Source organism: Acholeplasma equifetale ATCC 29724 (assembly GCF_000687735.1).
GTDB classification, from domain to species: domain Bacteria; phylum Bacillota_I; class Bacilli_A; order Acholeplasmatales; family Acholeplasmataceae; genus Acholeplasma; species Acholeplasma equifetale.
In genome coordinates this window covers 1-2,527 of sequence record NZ_JHXL01000022.1, presented here as the reverse complement: position 1 = coordinate 2,527, position 2,527 = coordinate 1, and the positions used below count along the sequence as shown (strand labels likewise).

Genomic DNA, 2,527 nt, shown 5'->3' with positions numbered 1-2,527 from the left:
ATATGGAGGTAGACCTCCCAATAAGTTATTGGGTATCGTAAACCTCCATATATGTTATATACCTAAAATTAAAATCCCAAGCATGGGATTTTTTATTTATTATGATATAATATTGAAGGGTGTTTTATATGTCTTTAGAAATCGGAAAAATAAATCAATTAAAAGTTAAAAGAAAAACAGATATTTCATATTTACTTCAATCCACTGATGGAGAAGAAGTTTTTTTACATGTCAATGAAACAGATTTCAAGACATTAGAACCGAATGAAATTGTTTCTGCATTTCTTTATTTAGACTTTAAAGGAAGATTAGCAGCAACATTAAAAAGCCCTATATTACAAGTTGATGAAAAAGGATTTTTAGTTGTTAAATCTGTAACACCTAAACTTGGTGTATTTTTAGATTTAGGTATTTCGAAAGATATTTTATTATCTAAAGATGATTTAGGTTTAGATGAATCACTATGGCCCCGTGAGGGAGAAAAATTATTTGTTACAGTAAAGGTTAAAAGTAAATTAGTTGCTAAACTCATACCTGTTTCAGAAATTATCTCAAATCATCATGTATATGATATTGGCGAAGAAGTTGAAGGTATCATTCAAGGTATTTCAAGTATTGGATATTTTGTATTAACAGACAATTTAGATTTGATTTTGGTTAAAAAATCAAATACAAGAAATCAATATCGTTATGGTGAAAAAGTTAAAGTAAAAATTACTTATCAAAGTAAAAAAGGGTATGAAGGATCATTAATTGAATCAAAAGAAGTAATAAGAGTTGATGATTCTAAATTTATATTGGATTATCTTAAAAAACATAAACAAATGCCTTATACTTCAGATACAGATAGTGAAACAATTATGGAAGTATTTGGTTTATCAAGAAAAGCATTTAAAAGAGCTTTAGGTTTACTATATAAAAAACGATTAATTAAATTTATAGACGGAAAGACGTATTTGGTGAGTGACAATGAGTAAAAAATTAGTTGAAAGCATTACATCAAGAGATGTAGATTTTAGCCAATGGTATACAGACCTTTGTTTAAAAGCAGAACTTATGGATTACAGTGATGCTAAAGGATTTATTATTTATCGTCCATATGGTTATGCAATTTGGGAAAATATTCAAAAGTATTTAGATGAAGCATTTAAAAAAACAGGACATCAAAATGTTTATATGCCAATGCTTATTCCAGAATCACTATTCCAAAAAGAAAAAGACCATGTTCAAGGGTTTGCACCTGAAACTGCTATGGTAACAACAACAGGGTATGAAGATTTAGCAGAACGATTAATTATTCGCCCAACAAGTGAAGTGTTATTCGGAACACATTATTCCAAGATAGTACGTTCATATCGTGATTTACCTAAAAAGTATAATCAATGGTGTAGTGTTGTCCGTTGGGAGAAAACAACTCGCCCATTCTTACGTGGGAAAGAATTTTTATGGCAAGAAGGTCATACTGTTCACGCTACAGCAGAAGATGCTAAAAAAGAAACATTAAACATGTTAAAAATTTATGAAAAAATGGGTAAAGATTTATTAGCTATCCCATTTGTTACGGGAAGAAAAACTGAAAAAGAAAAATTTGCAGGTGCATTAGAAACATATTCAATTGAAGCTTTAATGCATGATGGACAAGCACTACAAAGTGGTACATCGCACTATTTTGGTAATGAGTTTGCTAAAGCATTTGATATTAAATTTGTGAATGAAAAAAATGAATTAGAATATGCATATCAAACATCATGGGGTGTATCAACACGTTTAATTGGTGCGGTCATCATGGTTCATGGTGATGATAATGGATTAGTGTTACCTCCATATTTAGCGCCAACTCAAGTTGTTATTATTCCAATCGCACCAAATGATCATGTTAATGAAACTGTTAAGAAGTTAGAAAAACAACTTAAAAATTCATATAGAGTATTTATTGATGATTCTAAAAAATCACCAGGATGGAAATTTAGTGAATATGAAATGAAAGGTGTTCCATTAAGAATTGAAGTTGGACCAAGAGATTTAGAAAACAATCAAGTTACAATTGTTTTCCGTCATACAAGAGAAAAAGTTCAAGTTCCTGTGAGCGAAGTTAAAACATTCGTTAAACAAGCACTTAAAAAGATGCATGATGAAATGTATCAAAAAGCACTTAAACATGTTGAAGAACACACATATGAGGCTAAATCATATGAGGAATTTAAATATTTCTTAAAACGTGGTGGATATGTTGCTATGAGTGTTGCTGGCGAAGAAGCAGAAATTAAAATTAAAGAAGAAACAGGTGCGACAGCACGTGTTATCCAAAAGCGTAATTTAATTACTGAAATCTGTCCAGTTACTGGTAAAAAAGCAACCATGACAATTTTATTTGCAAGAGCATATTAATTTAAAAAAATAATCCTAACCAGCTGGTTAGGATTTTTTATTTAAGGTATATAACATATATGGAGGTTTACGATACCCAATAACTTATTGGGAGGTCTACCTCCATATATGTTATAGGTGGATTTTATTGTTTAAAAAT

At 30.0% G+C, this 2,527-nt stretch carries 2 protein-coding genes; both read left to right on the top strand.

The window, feature by feature from the left end; genetic code table 11:
• Positions 1 to 128: 128 nt before the first annotated feature.
• Positions 129 to 977 carry a S1-like domain-containing RNA-binding protein gene (locus T434_RS0106120; RefSeq protein ID WP_026400314.1) on the top strand — a complete coding sequence of 283 codons (849 nt, stop codon included), beginning with the start codon at positions 129 to 131 and terminating at the stop codon, positions 975 to 977.
• Positions 970 to 2,388 (top strand): proline--tRNA ligase, encoded by a 1,419-nt coding sequence (gene proS, locus T434_RS0106115; RefSeq protein WP_026400313.1) that lies wholly within the window; start codon positions 970 to 972, stop codon positions 2,386 to 2,388. Before T434_RS0106120 ends, proS begins: the two co-directional genes overlap by 8 nt.
• The last annotated feature ends 139 nt before the right edge of the window (positions 2,389 to 2,527 follow it).